Below are 22,417 nucleotides of genomic sequence, written 5' to 3' on the forward strand. Positions count from 1 at the left end.
AGAAGTGGTTAGGGCATTGCCTCAAGGAAAAATCTGTTGAAAAATCTTTCTATTTTTGTTACACTAGATAGAAAGACAGCGAAGGAGACAAAATGGCGGATCGAGGATTATTAATCGTTTTCTCAGGGCCCTCAGGTGTTGGGAAAGGAACGGTTAGACGTGAGATTTTTGAAAGCTCAGATAATCAATTTCAATACTCAGTATCGATGACAACACGTGCACAACGTCCAGGTGAAGTGGACGGAGTAGATTATTTCTTCCGGACACGTGAAGAATTTGAGGAATTGATTCGTCAAGGTCAAATGCTCGAATATGCTGAATATGTTGGCAATTACTATGGGACTCCCTTGACCTATGTGAACGAAACCCTCGATAAAGGGATCGATGTTTTCCTTGAAATCGAGGTTCAAGGGGCTTTGCAGGTCAAGAAAAAGGTACCAGATGCCGTCTTTATTTTCTTAACTCCTCCAGATTTGGATGAATTGCAAGACCGTCTGGTTGGACGTGGCACAGACAGTGCGGAAGTCATTGCCCAGCGGATTGAAAAAGCAAAAGAAGAAATTGCCCTCATGCGTGAGTACGATTATGCCATTGTCAACGATCAAGTACCTTTGGCTGCAGAACGTGTTAAACGTGTGATTGAGGCAGAACATTTCCGTGTTGATCGGGTCATTGGACACTACCAAGAAATGCTTCCCAAAGCCACTCAAGTGGTACGATAATTTAGAATAGGAATTAGGTAAAAAGATTATGATGTTAAAACCATCCATTGACACATTGTTGGATAAAGTACCGTCAAAATACTCTTTGGTTATTCTTGAAGCCAAACGAGCTCATGAGTTAGAGAGTGGTGCAACTCCTACTCAAGAATTTCAATCAGTAAAATCTACCTTGCGTGCCTTGGAAGAGATTGAATCAGGAAATGTGGTGATTCACCCAGATCCAGAAGCTAAGCGTGAAGCTGTTCGTCGTCGAATCGAAGCAGAACGCTTGCGTAAAGAAGAAGAAGAGCGTAAAATTAAAGAACAAATCGCGAAAGAAAAAGAAGATGGTGAAAAAATTTAAGGTTGGGTTCGCTCAATCTTATTTTTTGCTATTTAGCGCTAGGACAGGAAGGAGGTGAAAGCATGCTGGCACAAGTTATCGTTGATGTTCCCTTGATGCAAACAGACAAACCCTATAGTTACCAAGTACCAGAAGAGTTTTCTCCGTTCTTGGAAAAAGGAATGCGGGTGCATGTTCCCTTTGGAAAGGGAAATCGGCTCATTCAAGGGATTGTGGTTGGCCTTGAACAGACCACTCCAGCAGCTCAAGACCAAGAATTGAAAAGTATCGTGGAGGTCTTAGACTACCAACCAGTTCTAGGAGAGGAGCAATTTTGGCTGGCAGATCAGTTGCGAAAGACGGTTTTTGCCTACAAAATCACCCTCTTGAAAGCCATGCTACCGAGTGTTTTAAATTCTTCCTATGACAAAATTCTCCATCCGACAGAATTGTTATCGCCAGAGGATCGAGAAGACATTTTTGGAACAGCGACCAGCTTGGCCTTTTCTTCTTTGGATATTGATGCACAAGCACGAATGATGCGACTGACTCGTAAAGGAGAGTTGGAAGTAGAATACCAAGCAGTGGATCGTAAACATATCAAAACAGAAAAATGGTATCGAGTAAATCATCACCTACTTGAAAATTTGGAAATCGCCAAGAATGCCAAAAAGCGCTTGGCCTTGCGAGACTTTGTCCAAGGTCAAGAAGTGGATGCGCCTTTGAGTGATTTATTGGCGGAATTCTCTCGTCCAGTTGTGAACTATTTCATCGATCAGGGAGCCTTACTGATTTTTGAGAAAGAAGTCAATCGTGCGGCTGCCTACTTTAAAGACAAAGAGTCGACAGAGGCCTTGGTTTTAAATGCTGAACAAGAACGAGCCGTTCAAGCGGTAACCAGCAAAATAGGGCAACCTTCCAAACCTTTTTTGCTAGAAGGAGTGACAGGAAGTGGGAAGACAGAGGTTTATCTCCAAATCATCCAAGAGGTGCTAGAAAAGGGAAAAACAGCTATTATGTTGGTTCCCGAAATTTCCTTGACGCCTCAAGTGACGGATCGCTTCATTTCTCGCTTTGGGGATCGAGTGGCCATCCTTCATTCAGGTCTATCCAACGGTGAAAAATACGATGAGTGGAGACGTGTTGAACGTGGAGAAGCTCAAGTGGTCGTAGGAGCGCGGTCTGCTATCTTTGCACCTCTGAAGAACCTAGGGGCCATTATTATCGATGAAGAACATGAGGCTACCTATAAACAAGATAGCAATCCTCGCTACCATGCGCGTGAAGTGGCCTTACTACGAGCTCAGTATCACCAGGCTGTTTTGGTCTTGGGGTCGGCGACACCTAGTCTAGAAACACGAGCCCGTGCAGGAAAAGGAGTCTATGAATTTCTTCAATTGACCCAACGAGCCAATCCTCTTGCCCGTATTCCAGAGGTGGAAGTGATTGATTTCAGGGATTATATTGGCCAGCAAGAATCCGGAACCTATACGCCTAAGTTGCTGGAAGCGATAGCAGAACGTCTGCAACGAAAAGAGCAAGTCGTCCTCATGCTCAATCGCCGGGGTTATTCCAGCTTTGTTATGTGTCGGGAGTGCGGTCAGGTAGATACCTGTCCGAATTGTGATATCTCCTTGACCCTTCACATGGATACCAAGACGATGGATTGCCATTATTGTAATTACCACAAGGGCATCCCAACAGTCTGCCCTAATTGCCAAAGTCGATCGATTCGTTATTACGGGACGGGGACCCAGAAGGCCTACGATGAGCTACAAGAAATTTTCCCCGAGGCTCGTATTCTGCGGATGGACGTTGATACTACTCGGAAAAAAGGGAGTCACGAGGCCTTGTTGGACCAGTTTGGTCAAGGGCAAGCGGATATTTTACTGGGGACCCAGATGATTGCCAAGGGCTTGGATTTCCCCAATGTAACGCTAGTCGGTGTCCTCAATGCTGATACAGCCCTAAATTTGCCTGATTTTCGCTCGTCAGAGCGGACCTTCCAACTGTTAACCCAGGTGGCAGGACGAGCCGGTCGTGCGGATAAAGAAGGACAGGTTCTAATCCAGACCTATAATCCTCATCATTATGCCATTGAATACGCAAAACGCCAAGATTATGAAGGGTTTTATGCCTATGAAATGAAGGTGCGTCATCAGTTGGGTTATCCACCTTATTATTACACGGTAGGTTTGACCCTCTCTCACAAACAAGAAGAGGTCGTGGTTAAAAAAGCTTATCAGGTGATGGACCTGTTGAAAGCAGGGCTATCGGACCAAGTCCAAATCTTGGGACCAACGCCAAAACCGATTGCTCGTACGCATAATCTATTCCATTACCAGATTCTGTTGAAGTACCGGTTTGAAGACCACTTACCACAGGTTTTAAATCAGATTTTGGACTATACTCAAGAGCGGGAAAATCAAGATCTTCGAGTCAGCATTGACAATGAACCGCAAAGTTTTATGTAGAAGGAGAAAAAATGACAAAAATACTATTTATGGGAACGCCTGATTTCTCAGCTACAGTCTTAAAAGGCTTGATTTCTGATGAACGCTATGAGATTCTAGCCGTTGTGACCCAACCAGATCGAGCAGTTGGTCGTAAAAAAGAAATTCGAATGACACCAGTAAAAGAAGCGGCTTTAGAAGCGGGCTTGCCAATCTACCAGCCGGAGAAACTATCTGGAAGCCAAGAACTAGAAGACTTATTGGCTTTGGGAGCAGATGGGATTGTCACAGCAGCCTTTGGACAGTTTTTGCCGAGTCGTTTGTTAGAGGCGATGAAGTTTTCTGTCAACGTGCACGCTTCTCTTCTTCCAAAATACCGTGGTGGAGCGCCTATTCATTATGCCATCATGAATGGGGATAAAGAAGCTGGTGTGACCATCATGGAAATGGTCAAAGAGATGGATGCTGGAGATATGATTTCTTCTCGCGCCATCCCTATTTTAGAGGAAGACAATGTGGGAACCCTATTTGAGAAATTGGCTCTTGTTGGCCGGGATCTTCTTTTAGAAACTCTGCCAGCTTACCTTGCGGGAGAGCTTAAGCCCCAACCGCAGGATTCCCAACAAGTCACCTTCTCTCCAAATATCAAGCCAGAAGAAGAACGCCTGGATTGGACACGGACCAACCGTGAACTCTTTAACCAAGTTCGAGGCATGTATCCTTGGCCAGTTGCCCATACCCTATGGAAGGGTGAACGCCTTAAGATATACCAAGCAAAACCGTGTGAAGGTCAAGGAGAACCAGGGGAAATTTTAGCTCTCCATAAAAATGAAATCGTTGTTGCGACGGGTGAGGGAGCCTTAGCCTTGACCCTTGTTCAGCCAGCTGGTAAACCCAAGATGGCTGTCGGAGATTTCTTAAATGGTTTGGGGCGACAACTGCAAGTAGGTGATCAATTTGGTAAATAAGATGCAGACTGCACGAGGGGTGGCCCTATCTACTCTAGGAGAGATTTTCCAGGACGGTGCTTTTTCAAATATCGCCCTCAAAAAATCCTTGGGCAAGGCAACCTTGTCAGATGTGGATAAAAGTCTAGTAACCGAAATCGTCTATGGGACGGTTTCACGCAAACTAACCTTGGAATGGTATCTATCGCACTTTGTCGCTGATCGGGACCAAGTAGATCCCTGGATCTATCATCTTTTATTGATGAGCCTCTATCAGTTCGTCTATCTGGAGAAAATTCCTCCCCATGCTGTTGTCCATGAAGCAGTAGAGCTTGCCAAGCAACGGAAGAAGGGGAGTGAAAAATATGTCAATGCTCTCTTACGGAAAATGCTACGAGAGGAGCTTCCATCAATTGACCAGATTAAACGAATCAACAAACGACTTTCAATCCGCTATTCTCTTCCGGTTTGGTTGGTGAAAAAGTTGATGGACGAGTATGGTGAACAGCGGGCCATTGCGATTTTTGAGAGTCTCTATGTTCGCAACAAGGCTAGTGTTCGTGTTGTCGATCTGGATCAAAAAAAAGACATCAAGGAGCAATTGCAGGCTTCGGATTCTTTATTGGCTTCAACTGCCCTCGTAAAGGAGAATGGCTATTTTGCGGGCTCTGATTACTTCAAACAAGGGAAATTAACCATTCAAGATGAGACCAGTCAATTGGTCGCTCCGGCTTTAGAGGTCCAACCATCAGACCAGGTATTAGATGCCTGTGCAGCACCTGGGGGCAAGACCACCCATCTAGCTTCTTATCTAGTCGATGGGAAGATCACAGCCTTGGACTTGTACGATCATAAGCTCCAATTAATTCAGGAAAACGCGGAACGTCTGGGAGTTGCAGATAAAATTCAGACAAAAAAACTGGATGCCAGCCAGGTCTTTGAAGCTTTTGGAGCGGATGCCTTTGATAAAATCTTGGTAGACGCACCTTGCTCTGGGATTGGTTTGATCCGCCGTAAGCCAGATATCAAGTACAATAAAGATAATGCTGACTTTGCGTCTCTACAGGCGATTCAATTGGAAATATTGGATGGAGTTTGTCAAAGTGTGCGGAAAGATGGTATAATAGTCTACAGTACATGCACAATTATAGGAGAAGAGAATTTTGATGTGGTTGACCAGTTTTTAAAAACCCATCCAAATTTTGAACTCGTGCCATTAGATCATGAACGAAAAGATATTCTGAAAGATGGCTGTATTTTAATTACACCAGAATTGTATGGAAGCGACGGTTTCTTTATTAGTCGTTTTCGAAGAATATCGTAATCTCAGGAGGATACGGACAGTATGGAAATTTCTATCTTAACCGATGTAGGTCAAAGACGGACAAATAACCAAGACTATGCAAATCAATATAAAAATAAAGCGGGAAAATCCATGGTTTTTCTAGCTGACGGGATGGGGGGGCATCGTGCTGGTAATATTGCTAGCGAGATGGCTGTTACCGATCTCGGCGCTGCTTGGGTAGCGACTGAAATCAGCACCATTAACGAAGTCAGAGAGTGGTTTGCGGAGTATCTGGAAAAAGAAAACCAGCAGATCCATCGCATTGGTCAAGATGAAGAACATAAAGGAATGGGAACAACTCTCGAAGCTGTTGCCGTTATTGATGACCAAGTCTTATTTGCGCATGTAGGGGATTCCCGAATTGGACTCGTGCGTAATGGGGAATACCATCAATTAACCAGTGACCATTCTTTAGTAAACGCCTTGCTCAAAGCCGGACAGATTACGGAAGAAGAGGCAGCTCATCATCCCCAACGCAATATCATCACCCAATCCATTGGACAAAAAGATGAATTGCAACCGGATTTTGGTATGGTTACGGTTGAAGCGGGAGATTTCATTGTTATTAATAGTGATGGATTAACCAATATGATCTCTGGCGATGAAATCCGTGATATCGTTGTCAGCGATTTATCGGTTGAAGAAAAGGCAAAAACCTTGGTTCGCTTTGCGAATAATGCTGGCGGTTTGGACAATATTACAGTTGTACTGATTCACTTTGCTGAGGAGGATGTGGCATGATTCAAATCGGCAAAATTTTTGCCGGGCGATATAAGATAATCCGTCAAATCGGGCGTGGAGGGATGGCAGATGTCTACCTCGCTCGGGATTTAATCTTAGATGGTGAAGAAGTTGCAGTTAAAGTACTGAGGACCAATTACCAAACAGATCCAATTGCAGTTGCACGCTTTCAACGAGAGGCCAAAGCGATGGCAGATTTGGATCATCCAAATATCGTTCGGATCACGGATATCGGTGAAGAGGATGGCCAGCAATACTTGGCGATGGAATATGTCGCTGGTTTGGACTTGAAACGTTATATCAAAGAAAATGCCCCTCTCTCAAATGAAGAAGCTGTTCGCTTGATGGGGCAAATCCTCCTTGCTATGCGCTTGGCGCACACGCAAGGCATTATTCACCGTGATTTGAAACCTCAAAATGTCCTTCTAACATCGGACGGAAATGCCAAGGTTTCTGACTTTGGGATTGCAGTAGCCTTTGCAGAGACCAGTCTCACCCAGACCAACTCTATGTTGGGTTCGGTTCATTATTTATCACCAGAGCAAGCCAGAGGATCGAAAGCTTCTATTCAAAGTGATATCTATGCAATGGGGATCATTTTCTACGAAATGCTGACGGGTCATATCCCTTATGATGGGGATAGTGCAGTGACCATTGCGCTCCAACATTTCCAAAAACCACTTCCGTCCATCATTGAAGAGAACAAAAATGTTCCGCAGGCTTTGGAAAATGTGGTGATTAAGGCCACAGCAAAGAAACTATCCGATCGCTATAAGTCGGTAGCTGAAATGTATGTCGACTTGTCAAGTTGTCTATCTTATGAACGCCGTAATGAGAAAAAATTAGTCTTTGATGACGCTTCAAAAGCGGATACTAAGACCCTACCAAAGGTGAATGTGGTTCCAAAACCGGCTCCACTTCCAACATCAGAGGCTCGTCCTACAGTTCATGAGGACCGACCAGTGGCTTCAGAGGATCGAACAGCTCCAGTTTCTCCAAAAAATAAGCCACGTCGTCGTTTGCGGACGCGCTACAAGGTCTTGTTTGTCGCCCTAGCTTTGGTACTAGCTGCCTTTGCCTTTCTTCTTTATATGAGTCCAGCCAACAAAACAGTGCCGGATGTATCTGGAAAAACAGTAGCAGAAGCGCGTGCTATCATTGAAGATCAGGATCTTCAAGTGGGAGACGAAAAAGAAGAATACAGTGATTCGGTGCTGGAGGGTTATGTAATCCGTACCAATCCAAATGCAGGAGCTCAGAAAAAAGAAAACAGCAAGGTTGATTTGGTTGTCTCGAAAGGACCAAGCACCTTTGACATGCCGAACTATATAAAAATGTCTAGAGAAGATGCTGAAAATGACCTGAAAAATAACTATAAGCTGTCTAGCAAGCTGATTTCGATTGAAGAAGTCGAGACCGATGAAGTGGAGCCAGGAATTGTGCTTGAGCAATCTCCTACTGCTGGTCAAAAATATGATTTGACTTCTAATACCAAGGTTGTTCTGAAAGTATCGAAGGAAAGTAATTCGATCGAGTTACCAAGTTATGTTGGTTCTAATTATGAATTTGCTGTCTCTAATCTCGTTCAGATCTACGGGGTGAAGGAAGCAAATATTGAACGGAAGACTACATCGCATCTGCCGGACGGAGTAGAAGTCTTACCAGGTCATATTGTGAGTCAGACTCCAGAAGCTCAATCGAGCATCGATATTAAAAAGACTCGCATTGTCTTGACTGTATACGAACCGAAGACGGAACCATCAAGTAGCACGAAAGCTTCAAGTAGTTCATCAGAAAGTTCAACCTCTACAACAGTAGAATCCCATTCCAATACGGAACCTTCGGCTACTACTGAACCAGAATCTTAACATGATGACCTTATAAAACCAGACCCCATTGGTCTGGTTTTTTTAGTAAAGAGAGAGTTGGAATGAATCCTTCTAGAGGCGGAAGCGAATCCTATAGAATTTTGATAAAATAGAATAGAGAGGTTCAATTATGTGGAAGATTCAATTGTTTGTGTTTGTCGAAGCTTTGTTACTCACCATGGCTGCAATCACTATTTTAGCGGGAAATATATCTCGTATCGTCCTAATCGTGGTTCTGTGCTTGCTTCTATTATATTATTACATCGGAAAACAGCGGAGTAACTTTCTTTTAGTGGCATCCAGCATTCTGCTGTTTTTTATTGTCATGTTAAATCCTTATGTCATCGCTGCGCTTTTGTTTGCCGTCGTCTATGCCATGCTGGTGGCTTATCCCTATTTTTACCGTGAAAACGAAGAAGTGAAGATAGATTATGAGGAAGATGTAGAAATCCGACAAGAGAAAACGCCTTGGATTGGGGATCTGCATCATTTTTCAAAGGTAAACTGCCATTTTCGTGATTTAACGATTACTCGTTTAGTGGGGCGGGATACGATCCATTTAGACGAAGTGATTGTTGTGAATCATGACAATGTCATCATCATGAGAAAGATGTTTGGCAATACGAAAATTATTTTACCGGTGGATGTGGAGCTGAGCTTGCAGGTGAATACCTTATATGGAGAATTGCGCCTCTTCTCTCAAAAACCTAGGAAATTGAGAAATGAGACAGTTAGCATGGAGACGCCAAATTATCGCAGTTCCCATCGAACAGTGAAGCTTGTTATTGCGGGGATTGTAGGAGATGTGGAGGTCGTCAGAGGATGAAACGAACAGACTATCTTTTAATCTTCCTTTATACGGTCTTAATTCTAGCTGTTATTATCCATTCTATTTTTGGTCTTTTCGACTTTCAGTGGACTTATCTATTGGAAGATTTATCCAAACTGCGTGCTTTTCTGTTTATCGGCTTTGGCTTGACGGTTGCTCTGACTATTTTGATGATTCTATTGATAAAATTGATTCAATTTACAATCATGAACACCGTCCAAAAAAACCTGAGAAATTTGCTAGAAGGCAAGAAGCTAAAACTCGGAGAAAACAAAGAGATTAATGAAGAGTTTCAACGCTTGGATCGCAAGCTCAAACGCCTGACAGAAAATTTACAACGAACAGAAAATCGAGTCATGCAAAATGAAGAAGAGATTGTGGAGAGAGAACGCAGGCGAATTGCTCGAGATCTCCATGATACGGTGAGCCAAGAATTATTTGCAGCTAATATGATTTTGTCTGGTGTAGCCAGTCAGGATCAAGTTCTTCAACTCCCTAAAGTAGGGCAACAGTTGAAGGGGGTCACAGAAATTCTAAACACCGCTCAAAATGATTTGCGGATTCTCTTATTACACCTGCGGCCGACAGAATTAGAAGGTCGAAACTTGGTAGAAGGTCTTCAGGTGATTTTTAGAGAACTACAAGAAAAGAGTAATTTAGAAGTTTATTTTGAACACGATGTTCAAAAGTTACCAAAAACTATTGAAGAGCATATTTTTCGAATTGTACAAGAAGTAGTGAGCAATACACTAAAACATGCCCATGCGAAGCGCTTGGATGTTTATCTGTTGCAAACAGAACAATCTCTCCATCTCAAATTAGCAGATGATGGAGTGGGGTTTGATCCAGAATCTTTGGGTGAACTAAGTTACGGTATGAAGAATATTCAGGATCGAGTAGATGACATGGCAGGAAGAATTAAGATTTTGACCAGTCCCAAAAAGGGAGTGGCTATTGATATTAAAGTGCCGTTAGTAGAAGGAGAAGATGATGAAATTATTACTAGTAGATGATCATGAAATGGTCCGATTAGGCTTGAAAAGCTATTTAAGTATGCAAGATGGGATTGATCAAGTCCTAGAAGCCAGTGATGGTCAAGCAGGTGTAGAGTTAGCCTTACAAGAGCGACCAGATGTCATCATTATGGATATTGTCATGCCCCATATGACCGGGATTGAAGCGACACTTGCAATCCTAAAGGAGTGGCCAGATGCAAAAATATTGATCCTAACATCCTATTTGGACAATGAAAAAATCTATCCTGTCTTGGATGCGGGTGCCAAGGGCTACATGCTCAAAACGTCCAGTGCAGAGGAAATTTTACGGGGTATTCGCAAGGTGGAACAGGGAGAGTTAGCAATTGAGACAGAGGTCAGCCAAAAAGTAGAGTATCGGAAGAACCACGTGGAACTCCATGATGACTTGACCGCGCGTGAACGAGATATCTTGGCTTTGCTAACCAAGGGATATGAAAATCAACGGATTGCCGATGAGTTATTCATTTCATTAAAAACGGTCAAGACCCATGTGTCGAATATTTTGTCAAAATTAGAAGTGAGCGACCGTACTCAGGCAGTGGTCTATGCCTTCCAGCATCACTTGGTTTCTCAGGAAGATTTTTAGTCAAAAACATGCTATAATAGACAGCATACTGAATGGAGACCCACATGGATGCAAAAACACGCTACAAAGCAAAAAAGATTAAAATAGTATTTTTTGATATTGACGATACCTTACGAAACGTTGAGACCGGCTATGTTCCGGCTTCGGTCACCCGAGTATTCTCTCAATTACGAGAAAAAGGAATTTACACAGCTATTGCTAGTGGAAGAGGGATTTTTGGAGTGCCAGAAGAAATCAAGGCTCTCCAACCTGATTTCTATGTCACTTTGAATGGTTCCTACGTGATTGATTGTAAGGAGCATGTCATTTATGAAGAAAGGGTACCAAATCCACTTGTTCAGGACTTTATTGCTTGGGCTAAGCAGGTAGGGATTCATTATGGTTTGGTTGGGAATCACCAAGCAGCTCTTTCGACTCGGACAGAAGAGATAAGTCGGGCTATTGACCCCATTTATCCAAAGCTACCAGTAGATCCCGATTTTGCTGCCAAACATCCCATTTATCAGATGTGGACTTTCGAGACTGGTAAAACAGTTGATGCCCTACCTGAGAATTTGGAGCAAAAATTGCGTTTGGTTCGCTGGCACCCAATCTCATCAGATGTTGTCTTAGATCAGCAATCAAAAGCTCATGGTGTCTCAAAAGTAGTCGAAAAATTGGGATTCAAACCAGAAAATGTCTTAACATTTGGGGATGGATTGAACGACTTAGAACTATTTGACTATGCTGGTTTAGCGATTGCCATGGGAAACGCCCAGGATGCATTAAAAGCTAAAGCAGATTATGTCACAAAAAATTTAGAAGAAGATGGCATCTTACATGCCTTAGAGGAGTTAAAAATGGTTGAAAAAGAATTGCACTTACCACAAACAAAAATGGATCAAGAAACAGGACCAATTGCGACGATTCATACCAACTATGGAGATATGAAGATTCGTCTCTTCCCTGAACAAGCTCCGAAAACAGTAGCAAATTTTATTGCACTTGCAAAAGATGGCTACTACAATGGAGTGATTTTCCACCGCATCATTAAAGATTTCATGATCCAAGGTGGGGACCCAACTGGAACAGGTATGGGTGGAGAATCCATCTATGGAGAGTCTTTTGAAGATGAATTCTCAGAAGAGTTGTACAATATCCGTGGTGCGTTATCCATGGCCAATGCCGGTCCAAATACCAACGGTAGTCAATTCTTCATCGTTCAAAACCAACACCTTCCTTATTCTAAAAAGGAAATTGCCCGTGGTGGTTGGCCTGAAGCTATTGCAGAAATTTACGCAGAAGAAGGAGGGACTCCTCATTTGGACCGTCGTCACACAGTTTTCGGTCAGTTGATGGATGAAGCTTCTTATCAAGTATTGGATACAATTGCGGCAGTTGAGACAGGTGCCATGGACAAACCTAAAGAAGACGTGGTCATGGAATCGATTGACATTGAGGGAGAGGCATGAGAATCGGGGATAAACTCAAGGGTGTTGTGACAGGCTTGCAACCTTATGGAGCCTTTGTTGAATTAGAGACAGGGGTAACCGGTTTGATCCATATTTCTGAAATCCGCAGTGGATATATCGACAACATTCATGATATCTTAAAAATTGGGGATCAAGTTTGTACTCAGGTTATTGATATAGATGAATACTCTGGGAAGGCTAGCTTGTCCCTTCGAGCCTTAGAAGCTGGGAACAGAAAGCATTTTCGCCATCATCGTTTTTCAAATGATCGCCATAAGATCGGTTTTACTCCTTTAGCCAAACAATTACCTATTTGGATTAAAGAAAGTAAAGAATTTTTGAGTGACACTAGTCAAGGAAAATAAGAATTTGTTTCAGCAGATAGAAAGAAAAGAGGCTACATCGTAGCCTCTTTCTTATTCTTGATCAAAATCGTAAAGGGTAGTTGAAAGGTAACGTTCTCCATTATCCGGTGCCAAAGCCAAGACTTTTTTACCAGCGCCAAGCTCTTTAGCGACTTCAATTGCTGCATAGATAGCGGCGGCAGATGAAATTCCAACTAAGAATCCTTCTTTTCCACCAATGTAGCGACCTAATTCTAAAGCTTGTTCAGAAGTGACGCGGATTACGCCATCATAAGAATTGGTATCCAACGTTTCTGGAATGAAACCTGCTGACAATCCTTGGATTTTGTGTGGTCCAGGTTTTTCACCAGAAAGAATCGCTGATTCATCTGCTTCGACTGCATAGACTTGGACAGCTGGGTTGACTTTTTTCAAGGCATGAGAAACACCTGAAATAGTTCCACCAGTTCCAACACCACTGACGTAAGCATCCAATCCATTTGGCCCAAAAGCTTCTAAAATTTCTTGTCCTGTTGTTGCTTCATGGACTTCTGGGTTGGCGCTATTGTTAAATTGGAGGGGAAGGAAACCGTTTCGTTCTGCAGCGATTTCTTCTGCTTTAGCGATAGCTCCTTTCATTCCTTCACTACCTGGAGTTAAGACAAGTTCTGCTCCATAAGCTTGAATGATTTTTCGACGTTCAACACTCATGGTTTCAGGCATGACGATGACCACTTTATACCCTTTGGCAGCTCCGACCCATGACAAACCAATTCCTGTATTTCCACTGGTTGCTTCAACGATAGTAGAACCGGGTTGAAGAAGACCATCTCGTTCTGCTTTTTCAATCATGCTAAGAGCAATCCGGTCTTTAACAGATGACCCAGGGTTGAAGGCTTCTAATTTAACATAGACATCAGCAGCCCCTTCAGGTACTAGGTGGTTCAATTTTACAATAGGTGTTTTTCCGATTAATTCTGTAATATTTTGATAGATTGGCATACGATATACACTCCTTTGTTAGTGTATCCAGTATACCGCCAGTAAGAAGGTTTGTAAAATATAAAAAAGCTATCGAGGCGATAGCCTTTTTTTATAGCTGGATGGGAACTTCCACTTCCTTTAATCCCTGATCACTAATCTCGACTTTTCCATGGTAAAAATCAATCAGGTCCGCAATCACATTTTCTTTTTGCTCTTTATCTACATAGATCAGACTAAAGACAGCATCGGTGAAGTCTGTCTGGTATTCTGTTAATTGGTGAGCGGATAAAAAGTTCGCAAACTCTTGGTATTGGGGATAAGTCAAGCTAATCCCTAGACCAACCTGCTCTTTGATCTCAACGAGACCGATTTCTTTCACCGCTTGTGCGACACTGCCAGCATAAGCGCGAATGAGTCCACCGGCTCCAAGCTTGATGCCTCCAAAATAACGAGTGACAACGCAACAGACATTGGTCAGTTCGTGGTTCTCTAAAACACCAAGCATGGGCACGCCAGCAGTCCCACTAGGTTCGCCATCGTCACTAGTCCGTTTAATTTCAAATTGCTCTCCAATGACAAAAGCAGAACAATTGTGAGTTGCCTTATAATGTTCCTTCTTGATAGCGGCTATAAAGTCGCGAGCTTCCTCTTCAGTATAAACTCGTTTAACATGGCAAAGAAAGCGGGATTTTTTAATTTCTTCTTGGACGAGACCGTCCTCTTTAAAAGTCTTGTATTCCATACATTTATTTTACAAAAAAACTCTTAAAACTGCGAGCTTTTACGAATATATAAGTATGAAACTTGAAGATTGTTATGGACGTTTGTTCACCCAAGACCAACTGGAGGATGACCTGCTTGAGCAGGCTCAGCAACTACCAGCTATAGTGCAGGAAAAGACGGCGTTGATTTGTAATCGGTGCGGAACCCAGATTGATAAGGCTAGATGGAAACTACAGATAGGAAGCTACTATTGTAGAGCCTGTATTCAATTAGGAAGAGTTAGGAGTGACCAAGCACTCTACTACTTTCCCCAACAAGCCTTTCCGCAAGAAGAAGTCTTAAGATGGCAGGGTACCTTAACTCCCTTTCAAAGTCGGGTTTCCCAGGAGTTGGTTCAATCCTTGACAGAAAGCAAGCCAATGATGGTACACGCGGTAACAGGAGCAGGTAAAACGGAAATGATGTACCAAGTGGTGGCGGAAATGATTAAAAAAGGGACATGTGTATGCATTGCTACACCAAGGATTGACGTGTGTATTGAATTGTATAAACGGATGACGCTGGACTTTTCCTGTCCCATCTCCTTGTTGCACGGTGATTCAGATCCTTATTTTCGAACGCCTCTTGTCATATCCACTACTCATCAACTACTCAAATTTTATCAAGCTTTCGATCTCCTCATAATCGATGAAGTCGATGCCTTTCCTTTTGTTGACAACCCCGTTCTCTATCATGCAGTTTCAAATGCCGTAACCAAGAATGGGAAGCTCATCTATTTGACGGCTACCTCCACAGAAGAATTGGATAAAAAAGTCAAAAAACAGGAGATAAAACGCGTTAGCCTACCCAGACGCTTTCATGGCAATCCTCTTGTGGTCCCTAAAAAAGTATGGTTAAAAGATCTACGTAAAAAAGTAGAGAAGAAACAAGTGCCAACGAAGTTGCTCAAGCTAATAAAAAAACAACGGAAAACCTCTTTCCCCCTGATCCTATTTGTATCAGAAATCGAATTAGGAGAAAAAATCCTCAGTCTATTAAGAAGGGCCTTCAAGAATGAGATCATCGAACTGGTAACCTCAAAAACGGACAATAGGTTGGAACTGGTAGAAAAATTTCGCAATCAAGAAATCACCATCCTTGTGTCAACGACCATTCTTGAACGGGGGGTCACCTTCCCTAAAGTAGACGTGTTCGTGATTGAGGCCAACCATCGATTGTTTACCAAGAGCGCTCTGGTTCAAATCGCTGGTCGTGTGGGAAGAAGTATGGAAAGACCCACAGGGGAATTACTATACTTGGCAGAAGGTAGTAGCAAAGAGATGACACAAGCAATTAAAGAAATAAAAGAAATGAATCGGGAGGCAGGTTTTTGAGTAATTGTTTGCTATGTGATGAAGAGATTTTCAATCAAGAATCCTTAAAGAGCCTCATCCTAATGAAAAAGGATAATCCAACAATGTGTGACAACTGTAAAAACAAGTTTGACCCAATTAGTGAAGCTAGTTGCAAGACTTGTTGTAAAAAAAGCACCGAGACATTTTGTGAAGATTGCCAAGAGTGGAAACGAAAAGGAAAGAAGGTAAATCATAGAGCGCTTTACTATTATAATGAAGAAATGAAGGAATATTTTCAAAGGTATAAATTTCAAGGTGACCAATTGTTAGCTTGTCTCTTTGCTGAAGAAATGAAGGCGGAACTAAAAAGATATAAAGGCTATACCATAGTTCCCATACCTTTAAGCGATGAGAGGAAAGAGAAGAGAGGCTTTAATCAAGTAACCGCCATTTTAGAATCTGCGGGAATCTCCTATCAAGACCTATTGAGAAAAAAGGATACAAAGGCCCAATCACAAAAAAATAAAAAGGAAAGATTGAAAGCAGAACAAGTCTTTGAACGCATAGAGCTAGAAAATCAAAACTGGCCTGAAAATATAGTGATAGTAGATGATATCTATACAACAGGAGCAACAATCGAAAGAGCCAAAGAAATGTTAATTGTAAATGGGGTGAAAGAAATAATATCTTTTTCATTAGCAAGATAGAATATTCAAAAATATATTTGCAAAAACAAAATGAAAGCGTTATAATATAGATATAAAAAGAAAAACGTTTAGAAAGAAGGTACTTATATGATTAAATATAGTATCCGTGGTGAAAACCTAGAAGTAACAGAAGCCATTCACGACTACGTCGTTTCTAAACTCGAAAAAATTGAAAAATATTTTCAAGCAGAGCAAGAATTGGATGCCCGCGTAAACCTAAAAGTTTATCGTGAAAAAACTGCAAAAGTTGAGGTCACGATTCCACTTGGTTCCATTACACTTCGTGCAGAAGATGTTTCTCAAGATATGTATGGATCAATCGACTTGGTAGTTGATAAGATTGAACGTCAAATTCGAAAGAATAAAACAAAAATTGAAAAGAAAAATCGTAGCAAATCTGCAACCAGCAAAATCTTTACAGACGCTCTGGTTGAGGAAAGCGTTGCTCTTGAAAAAGTTGTCCGCACAAAAACGATTGACATTGAACCAATGGAACTAGATGAAGCCATTCTACAAATGGAACTATTGGGACATGACTTCTTCATCTACAAAGATGTGGAAGACAACACAACAAACGTCATCTACCGTCGTGAAGATGGAGATGTAGGACTTCTTGAAGTCAAAGAAAAATAAGCTAATACAATAAGAAAGCTCCTGTAGAACATACAGGAGCTTTCCTATATTAAAGGAAGATAAAGTTTCTAAATAAAAAACAAAAAAATTTAAAAAAATAGAAAAAAGATATTGACAAGTTTTCATGGTCGTGATATACTAATATAGTTGTCGCGCGAGAGCGACAAAGACCTTTGAAAACTGAACAAGACGAACCAATGTGCAGGGCGCTACAACTGATGTTGTAGTACTGAACAATGAAAAAAACAATAAATCTGTCAGTGACAGAATGAGTTTAAGACAAACAATTATTTTAATGAGAGTTTGATCCTGGCTCAGGATGAACGCTGGCGGCGTGCCTAATACATGCAAGTAGAACGCTGAAGCTTGGTGCTTGCACCGAGCGGATGAGTTGCGAACGGGTGAGTAACGCGTAGGTAACCTGCCTGGTAGCGGGGGATAACTATTGGAAACGATAGCTAATACCGCATAACAGTAGATATTGCATGATATCTGCTTGAAAGGGGCAATTGCTCCACTACCAGATGGACCTGCGTTGTATTAGCTAGTTGGTGAGGTAACGGCTCACCAAGGCGACGATACATAGCCGACCTGAGAGGGTGATCGGCCACACTGGGACTGAGACACGGCCCAGACTCCTACGGGAGGCAGCAGTAGGGAATCTTCGGCAATGGACGGAAGTCTGACCGAGCAACGCCGCGTGAGTGAAGAAGGTTTTCGGATCGTAAAGCTCTGTTGTAAGAGAAGAACGAGTGTGAGAGTGGAAAGTTCACACTGTGACGGTATCTTACCAGAAAGGGACGGCTAACTACGGGCCAGCAGCCGCGGTAATACGTAGGTCCCGAGCGTTATCCGGATTTATTGGGCGTAAAGCGAGCGCAGGCGGTTAGATAAGTCTGAAGTTAAAGGCTGTGGCTTAACCATAGTACGCTTTGGAAACTGTTTAACTTGAGTGCAAGAGGGGAGAGTGGAATTCCATGTGTAGCGGTGAAATGCGTAGATATATGGAGGAACACCGGTGGCGAAAGCGGCTCTCTGGCTTGTAACTGACGCTGAGGCTCGAAAGCGTGGGGAGCAAACAGGATTAGATACCCTGGTAGTCCACGCCGTAAACGATGAGTGCTAGGTGTTGGGTCCTTTCCGGGACTCAGTGCCGCAGCTAACGCATTAAGCACTCCGCCTGGGGAGTACGACCGCAAGGTTGAAACTCAAAGGAATTGACGGGGGCCCGCACAAGCGGTGGAGCATGTGGTTTAATTCGAAGCAACGCGAAGAACCTTACCAGGTCTTGACATCCCTCTGACCGCTCTAGAGATAGAGCTTTCCTTCGGGACAGAGGTGACAGGTGGTGCATGGTTGTCGTCAGCTCGTGTCGTGAGATGTTGGGTTAAGTCCCGCAACGAGCGCAACCCCTATTGTTAGTTGCCATCATTCAGTTGGGCACTCTAGCGAGACTGCCGGTAATAAACCGGAGGAAGGTGGGGATGACGTCAAATCATCATGCCCCTTATGACCTGGGCTACACACGTGCTACAATGGCTGGTACAACGAGTCGCAAGTCGGTGACGGCAAGCTAATCTCTTAAAGCCAGTCTCAGTTCGGATTGTAGGCTGCAACTCGCCTACATGAAGTCGGAATCGCTAGTAATCGCGGATCAGCACGCCGCGGTGAATACGTTCCCGGGCCTTGTACACACCGCCCGTCACACCACGAGAGTTTGTAACACCCGAAGTCGGTGAGGTAACCTTTTAGGAGCCAGCCGCCTAAGGTGGGATAGATGATTGGGGTGAAGTCGTAACAAGGTAGCCGTATCGGAAGGTGCGGCTGGATCACCTCCTTTCTAAGGATAAGGAAACCTGCACGTTCGTCTTGTTTAGTTTTGAGAGGTCTTGTGGGGCCTTAGCTCAGCTGGGAGAGCGCCTGCTTTGCACGCAGGAGGTCAGCGGTTCGATCCCGCTAGGCTCCATTGGTGAGAGATCACCAAGGATGAACATTGAAAATTGAATATCTATATCAAATAGTAACAAGAAAATAAACCGAAAACGCTGTGAATATTTAATGAGTTTTCTAATTTTTTAAGAAATTAGGTTAATAAGGTTAAGTTAATAAGGGCGCACGGTGGATGCCTTGGCACTAGGAGCCGAAGAAGGACGTGACAAACGACGAAATGCCTCGGGGAGCTGTAAGTAAGCTTAGATCCGGGGATGTCCGAATGGGGGAACCCAGCAGGTAATACCTGTTACCCATATCTGTTAAGGATATGAGGAGGAAGACGCAGTGAACTGAAACATCTAAGTAGCTGCAGGAAGAGAAAGCAAAAGCGATTGCCTTAGTAGCGGCGAGCGAAACGGCAGGAGGGCAAACCGAAGAGTTTACTCTTCGGGGTTGTAGGACTGCAATGTGGACTTAAAGATTATAGAAGAACTACCTGGGAAGGTAGGCCAAAGAGAGTAATAGCCTCGTATTTTAAATAGTCTTTATACCTAGCAGTATCCTGAGTACGGCGAGACACGTGGAATCTCGTCGGAATCTGGGAGGACCATCTCCCAACCCTAAATACTCCCTAGTGACCGATAGTGAACCAGTACCGTGAGGGAAAGGTGAAAAGCACCCCGGGAGGGGAGTGAAATAGAACCTGAAACCGTGTGCCTACAACAAGTTCGAGCCCGTTAATGGGTGAGAGCGTGCCTTTTGTAGAATGAACCGGCGAGTTACGATATGATGCGAGGTTAAGTTGAAGAGACGGAGCCGTAGGGAAACCGAGTCTGAATAGGGCGTCTTAGTATTATGTCGTAGACCCGAAACCATGTGACCTACCCATGAGCAGGTTGAAGGTGCGGTAAAACGCACTGGAGGACCGAACCAGGGCACGTTGAAAAGTGCTTGGATGACTTGTGGGTAGCGGAGAAATTCCAAACGAACTTGGAGATAGCTGGTTCTCTCCGAAATAGCTTTAGGGCTAGCGTCGACATTAAGATTCTTGGAGGTAGAGCACTGTTTGGGTGAGGGGTCCATCCCGGATTACCAATCTCAGATAAACTCCGAATGCCAATGAATTATGGTCGGCAGTCAGACTGCGAGTGCTAAGATCCGTAGTCGAAAGGGAAACAGCCCAGACCACCAGCTAAGGTCCCAAAATAATTGTTAAGTGGAAAAGGATGTGGGGTTGCACAGACAACTAGGATGTTAGCTTAGAAGCAGCTATTCATTCAAAGAGTGCGTAATAGCTCACTAGTCGAGTGACCCTGCGCCGAAAATGTACCGGGGCTAAAACAATTTACCGAAGCTGTGGATACCTTTATAGGTATGGTAGGAGAGCGTTCTATGTGTGAAGAAGGTATACCGTGAGGAGTGCTGGAACGCATAGAAGTGAGAATGCCGGTATGAGTAGCGAAAGACAGGTGAGAATCCTGTCCACCGTAAGACTAAGGTTTCCAGGGGAAGGCTCGTCCGCCCTGGGTTAGTCGGGACCTAAGGAGAGACCGAAAGGTGTATCCGATGGACAACAGGTTGATATTCCTGTACTAGAGTATGTAGTGATGGAGGGACGCAGTAGGCTAACTAAAGCGTGCGATTGGAAGTGCACGTCTAAGCAGTGAGGTGTGAATTGAGTTAAATGCTTAGTTCTATAACATTGAGCTGTGATGGGGAGCGAAGTTTAGTAGCGAAGTTAGTGATGTCACACTGCCAAGAAAAGCTTCTAGCGTTAAACATACTCTACCCGTACCGCAAACCGACACAGGTAGTCGAGGCGAGTAGCCTCAGGTGAGCGAGAGAACTCTCGTTAAGGAACTCGGCAAAATGACCCCGTAACTTCGGGAGAAGGGGTGCTGACTTAGGTCAGCCGCAGTGAATAGGCCCAAGCAACTGTTTATCAAAAACACAGCTCTCTGCTAAATCGTAAGATGATGTATAGGGGGTGACGCCTGCCCGGTGCTGGAAGGTTAAGAGGAGTGCTTAGCGTAAGCGAAGGTATGAATTGAAGCCCCAGTAAACGGCGGCCGTAACTATAACGGTCCTAAGGTAGCGAAATTCCTTGTCGGGTAAGTTCCGACCCGCACGAAAGGCGTAATGATTTGGGCACTGTCTCAACGAGAGACTCGGTGAAATTTTAGTACCTGTGAAGATGCAGGTTACCCGCGACAGGACGGAAAGACCCCATGGAGCTTTACTGCAGTTTGATATTGAGTGTCTGTGCCACATGTACAGGATAGGTAGGAGCCATAGAGATCGGGACGCCAGTTTCGATGGAGGCGATGTTGGGATACTACCCTTGTGTTATGGCCACTCTAACCCGGATAGGTGATCCCTATCGGAGACAGTGTCTGACGGGCAGTTTGACTGGGGCGGTCGCCTCCTAAAAGGTAACGGAGGCGCCCAAAGGTTCCCTCAGAATGGGTGGAAATCATTCGCAGAGTGTAAAGGTATAAGGGAGCTTGACTGCGAGAGCTACAACTCGAGCAGGGACGAAAGTCGGGCTTAGTGATCCGGTGGTTCCGTATGGAAGGGCCATCGCTCAACGGATAAAAGCTACCCTGGGGATAACAGGCTTATCTCCCCCAAGAGTTCACATCGACGGGGAGGTTTGGCACCTCGATGTCGGCTCGTCGCATCCTGGGGCTGTAGTCGGTCCCAAGGGTTGGGCTGTTCGCCCATTAAAGCGGCACGCGAGCTGGGTTCAGAACGTCGTGAGACAGTTCGGTCCCTATCCGTCGCGGGCGTAGGAAATTTGAGAGGATCTGCTCCTAGTACGAGAGGACCAGAGTGGACTTACCGCTGGTGTACCAGTTGTCTCGCCAGAGGCATCGCTGGGTAGCTATGTAGGGAAGGGATAAACGCTGAAAGCATCTAAGTGTGAAACCCACCTCAAGATGAGATTTCCCATAACTATATGTTAGTAAGAGCCCTGAGAGAAGATCAGGTAGATAGGTTAGGAGTGGAAGTTGTGTGAGCAATGGAGCGGACTAATACTAATAGCTCGAGGACTTATCCAAAAAGTAACTGAGAATATTTACAGCTGGTTAGATTTTTGTTAGAATATAGGTATTCAATTTTGAATGTTCATCATTCAGAGTTAAGTGACGATAGCCTAGGAGATACACCTGTACCCATGCCGAACACAGAAGTTAAGCCCTAGAACGCCGGAAGTAGTTGGGGGTTGCCCCCTGTGAGATATGGTAGTCGCTTAGCAAGATAGGAAGTTAAAAGACTTCCTTTTTTGGGAGTTTAGCTCAGCTAAGGAGAACGTAAGTTCGACTTTGTCGAAACTGACGTAAGTCAGTGCACGACAGGGGTCCAGTGAGTTAAACGACCATTTGGGAGTTTAGCTCAGCTGGGAGAGCATCTGCCTTACAAGCAGAGGGTCAGCGGTTCGATCCCGTTAACTCCCAT

17 protein-coding genes, 2 tRNA genes and 3 rRNA genes are annotated in these 22,417 nt (G+C 43.9%); 20 read left to right on the forward strand and 2 right to left on the reverse strand.

Translation table 11 applies throughout. The features are described from left to right. Positions 1 to 92: 92 nt before the first annotated feature. The 12 genes from gmk (at position 93) to I2C87_RS09290 (ending at position 12,666) form a co-directional block, all read left to right on the forward strand. Positions 93 to 722, forward strand: coding sequence for a guanylate kinase (gene gmk / locus I2C87_RS09235; RefSeq protein ID WP_006596846.1), 630 nt, complete (start codon positions 93 to 95; stop codon positions 720 to 722). A 28-nt stretch (positions 723 to 750) separates the two neighbouring features. Continuing rightward, a complete protein-coding gene (gene rpoZ, locus I2C87_RS09240) occupies positions 751 to 1,065 on the forward strand; it encodes a DNA-directed RNA polymerase subunit omega (protein WP_006596845.1) in 315 nt (104 codons plus the stop codon). A gap of 62 nt (positions 1,066 to 1,127) precedes the next feature. Further along, on the forward strand, positions 1,128 to 3,518 hold the full coding sequence (locus I2C87_RS09245; RefSeq protein ID WP_195324721.1) for a primosomal protein N': 2,391 nt from the start codon (positions 1,128 to 1,130) through the stop codon (positions 3,516 to 3,518). Positions 3,519 to 3,529: 11 nt separating this feature from the next. Continuing rightward, positions 3,530 to 4,465 carry a methionyl-tRNA formyltransferase gene (gene fmt, locus I2C87_RS09250; protein WP_195324723.1) on the forward strand — a complete coding sequence of 312 codons (936 nt, stop codon included), beginning with the start codon at positions 3,530 to 3,532 and terminating at the stop codon, positions 4,463 to 4,465. Then, the gene (gene rsmB, locus I2C87_RS09255) at positions 4,455 to 5,768 is read left to right on the forward strand and encodes a 16S rRNA (cytosine(967)-C(5))-methyltransferase RsmB (protein ID WP_048715294.1); all 1,314 of its coding nucleotides are present in this window, start codon (positions 4,455 to 4,457) and stop codon (positions 5,766 to 5,768) included. Before fmt ends, rsmB begins: the two co-directional genes overlap by 11 nt. A 21-nt stretch (positions 5,769 to 5,789) precedes the next feature. Further along, the gene (locus I2C87_RS09260) at positions 5,790 to 6,530 is read left to right on the forward strand and encodes a Stp1/IreP family PP2C-type Ser/Thr phosphatase (RefSeq protein ID WP_048715296.1); all 741 of its coding nucleotides are present in this window, start codon (positions 5,790 to 5,792) and stop codon (positions 6,528 to 6,530) included. Beyond that, complete coding sequence (gene pknB, locus I2C87_RS09265; protein ID WP_195324725.1) at positions 6,527 to 8,398, forward strand: Stk1 family PASTA domain-containing Ser/Thr kinase; 1,872 nt, start codon at positions 6,527 to 6,529, stop codon at positions 8,396 to 8,398. Before I2C87_RS09260 ends, pknB begins: the two co-directional genes overlap by 4 nt. A gap of 130 nt (positions 8,399 to 8,528) precedes the next feature. After that, a complete protein-coding gene (liaF, locus tag I2C87_RS09270; protein WP_048691924.1) occupies positions 8,529 to 9,224 on the forward strand; it encodes a cell wall-active antibiotics response protein LiaF in 696 nt (231 codons plus the stop codon). Then, positions 9,221 to 10,240 carry a sensor histidine kinase gene (locus I2C87_RS09275; protein ID WP_048691922.1) on the forward strand — a complete coding sequence of 340 codons (1,020 nt, stop codon included), beginning with the start codon at positions 9,221 to 9,223 and terminating at the stop codon, positions 10,238 to 10,240. Before liaF ends, I2C87_RS09275 begins: the two co-directional genes overlap by 4 nt. Next, on the forward strand, positions 10,218 to 10,850 hold the full coding sequence (locus I2C87_RS09280; RefSeq protein WP_195324727.1) for a response regulator transcription factor: 633 nt from the start codon (positions 10,218 to 10,220) through the stop codon (positions 10,848 to 10,850). Before I2C87_RS09275 ends, I2C87_RS09280 begins: the two co-directional genes overlap by 23 nt. 44 nt (positions 10,851 to 10,894) lie before the next feature. Continuing rightward, positions 10,895 to 12,301, forward strand: coding sequence for a Cof-type HAD-IIB family hydrolase (locus I2C87_RS09285; RefSeq protein ID WP_195324729.1), 1,407 nt, complete (start codon positions 10,895 to 10,897; stop codon positions 12,299 to 12,301). Further along, positions 12,298 to 12,666: a S1 RNA-binding domain-containing protein gene (locus tag I2C87_RS09290; protein ID WP_048715304.1), complete on the forward strand. Its 369-nt coding sequence runs from the start codon at positions 12,298 to 12,300 to the stop codon at positions 12,664 to 12,666. Before I2C87_RS09285 ends, I2C87_RS09290 begins: the two co-directional genes overlap by 4 nt. Positions 12,667 to 12,717: 51 nt before the next feature. Here the strand turns inward: I2C87_RS09290 and cysK are convergent, their stop codons facing one another. Together cysK and I2C87_RS09300 are read right to left on the reverse strand one after the other, a co-directional pair. Then, the gene (cysK, locus tag I2C87_RS09295; RefSeq protein ID WP_125329919.1) at positions 12,718 to 13,647 is read right to left on the reverse strand and encodes a cysteine synthase A; all 930 of its coding nucleotides are present in this window, start codon (positions 13,645 to 13,647) and stop codon (positions 12,718 to 12,720) included. A gap of 91 nt (positions 13,648 to 13,738) precedes the next feature. Continuing rightward, entirely contained in the window at positions 13,739 to 14,371 is a 633-nt protein-coding gene (locus tag I2C87_RS09300) for a YigZ family protein (RefSeq protein WP_135783395.1), read from the reverse strand. A 55-nt stretch (positions 14,372 to 14,426) separates the two neighbouring features. On the opposite strand from I2C87_RS09300, the gene I2C87_RS09305 reads away from it, so the two are divergent. The 8 genes from I2C87_RS09305 (at position 14,427) to I2C87_RS09340 (ending at position 22,416) form a co-directional block, all read left to right on the forward strand. Further along, complete coding sequence (locus I2C87_RS09305) at positions 14,427 to 15,725, forward strand: DEAD/DEAH box helicase (RefSeq protein WP_195324732.1); 1,299 nt, start codon at positions 14,427 to 14,429, stop codon at positions 15,723 to 15,725. A 62-nt stretch (positions 15,726 to 15,787) separates the two neighbouring features. After that, entirely contained in the window at positions 15,788 to 16,393 is a 606-nt protein-coding gene (locus I2C87_RS09310) for a ComF family protein (RefSeq protein WP_229046351.1), read from the forward strand. A gap of 87 nt (positions 16,394 to 16,480) precedes the next feature. Next, the gene (gene hpf, locus I2C87_RS09315; RefSeq protein WP_006596830.1) at positions 16,481 to 17,026 is read left to right on the forward strand and encodes a ribosome hibernation-promoting factor, HPF/YfiA family; all 546 of its coding nucleotides are present in this window, start codon (positions 16,481 to 16,483) and stop codon (positions 17,024 to 17,026) included. Positions 17,027 to 17,317: 291 nt separating this feature from the next. Then, positions 17,318 to 18,866: ribosomal RNA gene (locus tag I2C87_RS09320) — 16S ribosomal RNA — on the forward strand. A gap of 53 nt (positions 18,867 to 18,919) precedes the next feature. Beyond that, a tRNA-Ala gene (locus tag I2C87_RS09325) sits at positions 18,920 to 18,992 on the forward strand. A gap of 129 nt (positions 18,993 to 19,121) precedes the next feature. Continuing rightward, positions 19,122 to 22,020: ribosomal RNA gene (locus I2C87_RS09330) — 23S ribosomal RNA — on the forward strand. An 80-nt stretch (positions 22,021 to 22,100) separates the two neighbouring features. After that, a 5S ribosomal RNA gene (rrf, locus tag I2C87_RS09335) occupies positions 22,101 to 22,216 on the forward strand. The 16S, 23S and 5S rRNA genes sit together here with 2 tRNA genes alongside, the layout of an rRNA operon. Before the next feature lie 127 nt (positions 22,217 to 22,343). Beyond that, a tRNA-Val gene (locus I2C87_RS09340) sits at positions 22,344 to 22,416 on the forward strand. Position 22,417: the final 1 nt, after the last annotated feature.

The organism is Streptococcus sp. 1001283B150225_161107_H12, assembly GCF_015552665.1.
In the GTDB taxonomy this organism is placed as follows: Bacteria; Bacillota; Bacilli; order Lactobacillales; family Streptococcaceae; genus Streptococcus.

Excerpts from the sequence above, each read along its gene's own strand:
- gmk (WP_006596846.1), top strand. The coding sequence starts at position 93 with ATGGCGGATCGAGGATTATTAATCGTTTTCTCAGGGCCCTCAGGTGTT.
- rpoZ (WP_006596845.1), top strand. The coding sequence starts at position 751 with ATGATGTTAAAACCATCCATTGACACATTGTTGGATAAAGTACCGTCA.
- I2C87_RS09245 (WP_195324721.1), top strand. The coding sequence starts at position 1,128 with ATGCTGGCACAAGTTATCGTTGATGTTCCCTTGATGCAAACAGACAAA.
- fmt (WP_195324723.1), top strand. The coding sequence starts at position 3,530 with ATGACAAAAATACTATTTATGGGAACGCCTGATTTCTCAGCTACAGTC.
- I2C87_RS09260 (WP_048715296.1), top strand. The coding sequence starts at position 5,790 with ATGGAAATTTCTATCTTAACCGATGTAGGTCAAAGACGGACAAATAAC.
- pknB (WP_195324725.1), top strand. The coding sequence starts at position 6,527 with ATGATTCAAATCGGCAAAATTTTTGCCGGGCGATATAAGATAATCCGT.
- liaF (WP_048691924.1), top strand. The coding sequence starts at position 8,529 with ATGTGGAAGATTCAATTGTTTGTGTTTGTCGAAGCTTTGTTACTCACC.
- I2C87_RS09275 (WP_048691922.1), top strand. The coding sequence starts at position 9,221 with ATGAAACGAACAGACTATCTTTTAATCTTCCTTTATACGGTCTTAATT.
- I2C87_RS09280 (WP_195324727.1), top strand. The coding sequence starts at position 10,218 with ATGAAATTATTACTAGTAGATGATCATGAAATGGTCCGATTAGGCTTG.
- I2C87_RS09285 (WP_195324729.1), top strand. The coding sequence starts at position 10,895 with ATGGATGCAAAAACACGCTACAAAGCAAAAAAGATTAAAATAGTATTT.
- I2C87_RS09290 (WP_048715304.1), top strand. The coding sequence starts at position 12,298 with ATGAGAATCGGGGATAAACTCAAGGGTGTTGTGACAGGCTTGCAACCT.
- cysK (WP_125329919.1), bottom strand. The coding sequence starts at position 13,647 with ATGCCAATCTATCAAAATATTACAGAATTAATCGGAAAAACACCTATT.
- I2C87_RS09300 (WP_135783395.1), bottom strand. The coding sequence starts at position 14,371 with ATGGAATACAAGACTTTTAAAGAGGACGGTCTCGTCCAAGAAGAAATT.
- I2C87_RS09305 (WP_195324732.1), top strand. The coding sequence starts at position 14,427 with ATGAAACTTGAAGATTGTTATGGACGTTTGTTCACCCAAGACCAACTG.
- I2C87_RS09310 (WP_229046351.1), top strand. The coding sequence starts at position 15,788 with ATGAAAAAGGATAATCCAACAATGTGTGACAACTGTAAAAACAAGTTT.
- hpf (WP_006596830.1), top strand. The coding sequence starts at position 16,481 with ATGATTAAATATAGTATCCGTGGTGAAAACCTAGAAGTAACAGAAGCC.